The sequence below is a fragment of the Aliikangiella maris genome (assembly GCF_040719265.1).
Lineage (GTDB): Bacteria > Pseudomonadota > Gammaproteobacteria > Enterobacterales > Kangiellaceae > Aliikangiella > Aliikangiella maris.
Map to the genome: position 1 here is coordinate 36,104 of NZ_JBFDAH010000032.1, position 6,355 is coordinate 42,458.

Below are 6,355 nucleotides of genomic sequence, written 5' to 3' on the forward strand. Positions count from 1 at the left end.
CTGCTTTTTCTATTAGGCTGTTAACCTAGTCAAGCCGCTTTTTAAAGCGAAATGAAGCAATAATTAATCCACCTAAAGTAAAAAGCGCTAAAAAAATAATATCGTTGGTCATATTAATGACTTCGACATCTCGTAATACTACTCCTCGAACTAATCTCATAAAGTGTGTAGCCGGTAAAATTTCAGCAATCATTTGTGCTGCACTTGGCATCCCTTCAAACGGAAACATAAATCCAGATAGTAAAATAGAAGGCAACAATACAAAAACGGTCATTTGCATTGATTGCAACTGATTTTTTGCGATAGTTGAAATAACCAAGCCTAAAGTTAAACTGGCACTGATAAAAAGTAACGTTGCAACAGCAAGTTGTAAGAGACTGCCATTCATGGGCATATTAAATAAAAAATAGCCAAGGCCAAGAATAATGCAAACCTGAATCATTCCGATAAATAAATAAGGAATGATTTTGCCCAGCATGAGCTCAATTGAGCGGACTGGCGTGGTAATTAATAGTTCGATATTGCCGCGTTCGCGTTCGCGAACAATAGCGGCAGAAGTAAACATGATCATTGTCATCGTGAGAATTATTCCAACTAGTCCTGGAATTATATTTACCGCAGTTCTTTGTTCGGGATTATATAAGTGAGTGACTTCAAAAGTTGGTACCTGACGATTAGCAGACTTACTTAATAATTCGGCTAGTGGCATATTGCGCAAACTTTTTATTGCGCTGGCTATCATGGTGTCTGAACCATCAACGACCCAGTGAGCGATCGGTCGACTGGTTTGCTCATTAGTTGACGGCGGTGTTGCAAGCCCCACACTTTGATGACGTGCTAAACGATTATCGACATCTGGCGGAATGATAAGCACGGCACGAATTTTCGATTCGGCAATGGCTTGTTGTGCTTGCTGGCTATTAGTAAAGTATTGTTTAAAATGAACTACCTGTGTTGCACTGACGGTTTGAATTAAAATTCGGCTTAATCCACTATGGCTGTGATCAACGACACCCACTGGAATATGTCTGACATTGGTATTAATGGCATATCCAAAAAGTAACAACTGAATTAAAGGAATCATAATTACCATGCCAAAGGTCATGCGATCGCGTTTGAGTTGCGTTAGCTCTTTTGAGAATATGGCGTAAACTCGCGATAGATGTAAATACAGCGCTTTCATGATTAACTTCCTTTGGTGCAAGTCACAAAAACATCTTCCAAACTAGGTCTGACTTGAGTGAGGTCTTCTTTTTGTTGAATCATATTTTGTTGTGCTAAAAATGCCACTGGATCAGTGATGGTATCTTTGACTAACACACGCAATCGCGAGCCAAGCTGCGCGACAGAAATAATCTGCTGAATATTTGATAGCTGTTGTTTTAAATCACGTAAGTGTTCGCCAGAGACTTCAACAACATTAGCACCCATATTTTGCATTAATTCATCGGGTGTGCCATCAGCACGCTTTTTGCCAGACTCTAAAATTGCCAGCTTATGACAGCGCTCGGCCTCATCCATATAATGAGTTGAAACAAGAATACTGGTTCCTTGTTCACATAAGTCAAAAAGTTTTTCCCAAAAGTCACGACGATTTTCGGGGTCAACAGCTGAGGTTGGCTCGTCTAAAAATAACAATCTAGGCTTGTGTAATGTTGCTGCGGCTAATGCAAGCCGTTGCTTCTGGCCACCGCTCATACTTCCGGCCATTTGGCTGGCTTTTTGCGCTAAGTCGTAAGTCGATAATAGCTCTTCTATTCGGGCTTTTTCAGTTTGTCGCGACAACCCAAAAATTTTAGCAATAAAACGCAGGTTTTCTTGTACAGTTAAGTCATCATACAATGAAAATTTTTGTGTCATATAACCAATGTTTAATCTTAAGGCTTCTGCTTGTTTCGGTAAGGACAAATTTAATACTTTAACATTACCCGATGTAGGTTTGAGTAAACCGGTCAACATGCGAATAGCTGTTGTTTTCCCGCAGCCATTTGGACCTAAAAAACCGTATATTTGACCGGCTGTAACTTCTAAATCTAGGTTATCAATAGCTATTAAAGCGCCAAAGTTGCGACACAGTTTTTGCGCTTGAATTACCAGCGACTGCGTGTGTGTGTTAGTCATTACTTTACTGCTCTCACTAATAATGCTTGCACCGGAACACCGTTGGGTAAGTCTGTGGCCTCAATCGAAAGTTGTATTTTTGTTAAATACATTAGTCGAGAGCGTTCTTGCTGATTTAGTGCATAATAAGGTGAGAATGCTGGTTCGTTAGCAATCCAGCTGATTTTCCCTGCAAGTGGTGATGAAATACCATCAACTTTTACATCGATACTGTCTCCGACTTTTAAACCAACTCGATGTGTCTGCGGAATATAAACTCTAGCATAAGGCGCTTCACCCGCTAACACAATGGCTATTGGGCTGCCAATGGTAACTCTCTCGCCTAAATTCCAAGGTAGATTATCTAAAATGCCATCGCGCGTTGCCCTAATTGTTAAATCATCCAGCTTTTTCAGTTCACTGGTTAAAACGGCATTTGCGGCTGCCATTTGCGCTTCAGCCATGCGTAAATCTTCTTCGCGAGTGCCTTTAATTAAAACACTCAACTGTTCCTGCGCGCTTTCAAGGTTAGCTTTGTTGGCGTCTCTATTGGCAACTGCATGATCCAGATCGGCCTGACTGCTTAATTTATTTTTAATTAAATTAGTGATGCGTTTAAAACTGGCTTCGCTTTCTTTTAATTTGGCTTTGGCGCCCGAAACGGCGGCTCTGGCTGCGGCAATTTCTTGATCGCGTGCACCATTTTTTAATTTTTCAAACTGTGCTTGAGCCTGCGCTACATCGGCTCGAGCTTTAGCAACAATGGCGTTTTGCAAGGTGTTATCAAGTTTGACTAAAACAGTGCCTTTAGTGATGTGGCTACCTTGTTGTATCGGTAGTTCGGTAATCACTTCATTCATAGTCGCCGTATGTGCAATGCGATCGCGTTCGAGTGTACCTAAAGCTATGGTAGGTTTGGGTTCATTGCAGGCGGTTAATATCATCATTAATAATAAAACAGTGAGGTGGCGCATTGGTTATCCTCGTATTAAATGAGTCACTGAGGACTCGTCGTATAATTTATTGTAAACGTGGATGATTTGATTTGAGTAAAGTCTGTATTCAGCAATACGACTAAATATTGATGAAGCTGTTTTTTGATCAAATCTGTCTGTTTTTTCTCAATACTTTCCCAATCCATAAACGCCTGAATTGTTGCACGCGCCGAGCGCAAGATTTGAACTTGCCCCATCAAATTTAATGCCATCAATTTTACCTGGGCATGAGATTTTGATTTGCCCAGTGCTAATGCGATAGGTTGTGCAAGTAATGTCAGTATGTACTGCCACGGACCTTCGTATAAAATTTGAAATGCTTTGGTCGGTGTTTGTTGCTCACGTAAAATCAGTTTGGCCCACGGCGCAGTTTGTGGGCTGGATAGCATATCAACAAAGGTAAAAAGAATTTGTTCAATGATATGAATACACTGGCGGGGGACTGTCATATCGTCAAGCGTTTTTACATGCTGAATTTGTTGTTCTATTTCGTCACCTACAGCAGAAAACCGAGTAGTAATTTGTTCGGCAATATGTTCAAAAACTGCTAAATATAATCCCTCTTTACCACCAAAGTGATAACTGATTAGTGCCAGATTGACCTTTGCGGTATTCGCTAAATGACGATTACTGGCGGCATGAAATCCGTCTCGCCCAAAAATCTCAATGGCTGCCTGAATGAGTCGCTGTTTTGCTGAATCTTTTGTATTCATGTTAACTATTTTAATTAATCGATTGATTAAAAACAAGCTTAAACCTGATTAAGTTTATGATATCCAAATTAGTACTAAAATTATTTGTTTTTATAAATAGGTTGTTTAATTGAGTAGATAAAAATTGGCGAATTTTTGGTTTCTTGTGGTTATTTCTATATCGTTATACCTAATTCAATTTGCTAATAAAAGCAGTTAATGCTATATGAAAACGAATATAAAATTGTGAAGTTATTCCTTGGGAAGCGTTGAGAAAATAAATGCGGGCTGTGAATTTAAAATATCTATTCAATTTAATACTGACATTATTGGTAACGTTTTTAATAAGTGATGTTGTGGCTAATGAAAGTCAGATTTTACACAACTATCTGAAAAAAGCAGTAACAGATACTGGTGCACCATCCTTATCTGCGGCGGTTGCAATTGAAGATAAAATTATTGCTTCGGCTGCCTTTGGTGATGCTAATAAAGATAAAGTAATAAAAGCGACAACGGCAACACAATATCGAACTGGCTCTGTTGCAAAAGTTATCACAGCTACCGCTTTTATGTCATTAATCGAACAGAATAAGGTTTTATTATCGGATGATATTCGTGAGTATTTACCTTATTTCCCTAAAAAGAAATGGAAAATCTCTATCGAAAACTTATTGACACATACTGCAGGAATTCGTGGATACAACTGGGGAGAATACGGCTCTGATATTCATTATAACTCCCTTGCTGAGTCGAGCTTGGTTTTTAGTGGTGAGCCATTATTATTTAAGCCAGGATCCCAATATCTTTATACCACCTACGGATTCAATCTGATTCAGGGAGTTATTGAAAAAGTAACCGGTAGTACGCCAACAGAATTTTTAAGTGAAGTATTATTTCAGCCTGCGGGAATGATACAAACTGAGCTGGAATTTCATTATCGTAATTATCCCAATCTCGCAATTGGTTATCGTAGTTTTCTTAAATCTGTCCCTGTGCAAAAAATTGATGTAAGCAATAAGTTTTTAGGCGGAGGTATGCTCTCAACGCCAACGGATTTAGTAAAAATGGTAATCGCACTTAATCAAGGAAGACTACTTAAAACTACAACTAAAGAATTAATGTGGTCAGTTCCATTCCCGAAGATTGCTGATTTTCAAGCTTATGGGTGGGAGTGGATTGAGCGAAAAAATATTCGTGGCGTTACCATGGACGGTCAAATTAATGGTTTTGAGTCTCTTATACTTTATATTCCACAACATAAAATGACCGTTGCAATGATGGTTAATCAAGATAATTATGATTATACCGGCCGTACCGGATTTGGTATTGCCGAGCTATTTATCAATCAATTTGGTAGCAATCAGGCCACTAAATAGTGAGTGCTTTTATCAGTTCATCTTATCAAGGCGGCCACCTTTAACTCAACGTTTTACAGTGTTGCATTCTAATTGGTCAGATTATTGAGAATGCGGTGCTGCTAAAGTTTTTATTTCTCAATAAAAATTTAGGGTTATTGGGTGGTTAAATTGGTTTACTCTTTTGTTTTTTCAATGTTTAAGTCCATAATAAAAATAGTGTTATCTAATGAAAGTCAAAGTCGGTTTTTATTTGCATGACACAAACATTTAACTATACCAATTCATATTTAATTATTTGAAATTTGTAGTAAGATAGCGCTCCACAATTTTAAAACAAAGAGATAACCATGATTGATCTGAATAGCCGTTATGGCTTAAATCCTGCGCATAGTGAAATTGTTGAAGCTTGTAAAATTATTGAGCCATGCGATGTATTAGATATGGGTTGTTCAAACGGACGTAATGCTTTGTATCTTGGCCAGCTTGGGTTTAATGTAACTGCTGTGGATAATAATTCCGGCGCAATTGATATGCTGCAAAGCTTTGCTAAAGAAGAAAAAATGGAAAATATATCGGCACGCGTTTATGACATTAATGAAGCAAATGTTGGCGCTGACTTCGGCTTTGTCGCTTGTACAGTAACATTAATGTTTTTAAATCCTGCTCAAATTGATGCCGTTATCAGCGATATGCAAAATCGCACTCTAGCGGGAGGTTATAATCTGATTGTGTGTGCAATGAATACTGATGAATACCCATGTCCAGTCAGCTTTCCTTTTACACTTAGTACAGGGCAGTTACGCGATATTTATGAAGGATGGGAGTTGGTTAAATATAATGAAGATGTTGGCACTATGCATAATGGCGCACAACTACAATTTGCAACAATGCTAGCACGTAAACCCGCCTAACTAGTTATTCAATTCGCTTTACCATAATAAAAAAATGCATACTATTGATGCATTTTTTTATTTGGTTTTTCTATATATAGAATTAAAAATTTAGTTTGTTTGCTAATTGAGATAAATGCTTTTGATATAATGTGAATACCATCACGATATATAGGCATCTTTCGTTGGCTATAATTGTAGGTCGATATTATTTTATCCCGCAAGAGGACTACGACAACCATAAGCTATTAGACAAGGATAACAGGATTTAATGAATGATCTAATAGCACTCTTCATAAATGAATAATCTACCCAATTAG

The 6,355-nt window shown here is 38.1% G+C and carries 6 protein-coding genes; 2 read left to right on the top strand and 4 right to left on the bottom strand.

Annotated features, from left to right (window positions below):
• Positions 1-25 precede the first annotated feature (25 nt).
• The 4 genes from ABVT42_RS19790 to ABVT42_RS19805 are packed head-to-tail and all read right to left on the bottom strand — an operon-like array spanning position 26 to position 3,808.
• On the bottom strand, positions 26-1,183 hold the full coding sequence (locus ABVT42_RS19790) for an ABC transporter permease (protein ID WP_353897653.1): 1,158 nt from the start codon (positions 1,181-1,183) through the stop codon (positions 26-28).
• A 2-nt stretch (positions 1,184-1,185) separates the two neighbouring features.
• Entirely contained in the window at positions 1,186-2,121 is a 936-nt protein-coding gene (locus tag ABVT42_RS19795; RefSeq protein ID WP_353897654.1) for an ABC transporter ATP-binding protein, read from the bottom strand.
• A complete protein-coding gene (locus ABVT42_RS19800; protein WP_353897655.1) occupies positions 2,121-3,074 on the bottom strand; it encodes an HlyD family secretion protein in 954 nt (317 codons plus the stop codon). Before ABVT42_RS19800 ends, ABVT42_RS19795 begins: the two co-directional genes overlap by 1 nt.
• Positions 3,075-3,097: 23 nt before the next feature.
• Positions 3,098-3,808 carry a CerR family C-terminal domain-containing protein gene (locus ABVT42_RS19805; protein ID WP_353897656.1) on the bottom strand — a complete coding sequence of 237 codons (711 nt, stop codon included), beginning with the start codon at positions 3,806-3,808 and terminating at the stop codon, positions 3,098-3,100.
• 335 nt (positions 3,809-4,143) lie between these two features.
• Here ABVT42_RS19805 and ABVT42_RS19810 point away from each other — a divergent pair, with 335 nt between their 5' ends.
• Both ABVT42_RS19810 and tehB read left to right on the top strand, forming a co-directional pair.
• Complete coding sequence (locus ABVT42_RS19810) at positions 4,144-5,163, top strand: serine hydrolase domain-containing protein (RefSeq protein ID WP_353897657.1); 1,020 nt, start codon at positions 4,144-4,146, stop codon at positions 5,161-5,163.
• A 329-nt stretch (positions 5,164-5,492) separates the two neighbouring features.
• Entirely contained in the window at positions 5,493-6,056 is a 564-nt protein-coding gene (gene tehB, locus ABVT42_RS19815) for a tellurite resistance methyltransferase TehB (RefSeq protein ID WP_353897658.1), read from the top strand.
• Positions 6,057-6,355 lie beyond the last annotated feature (299 nt).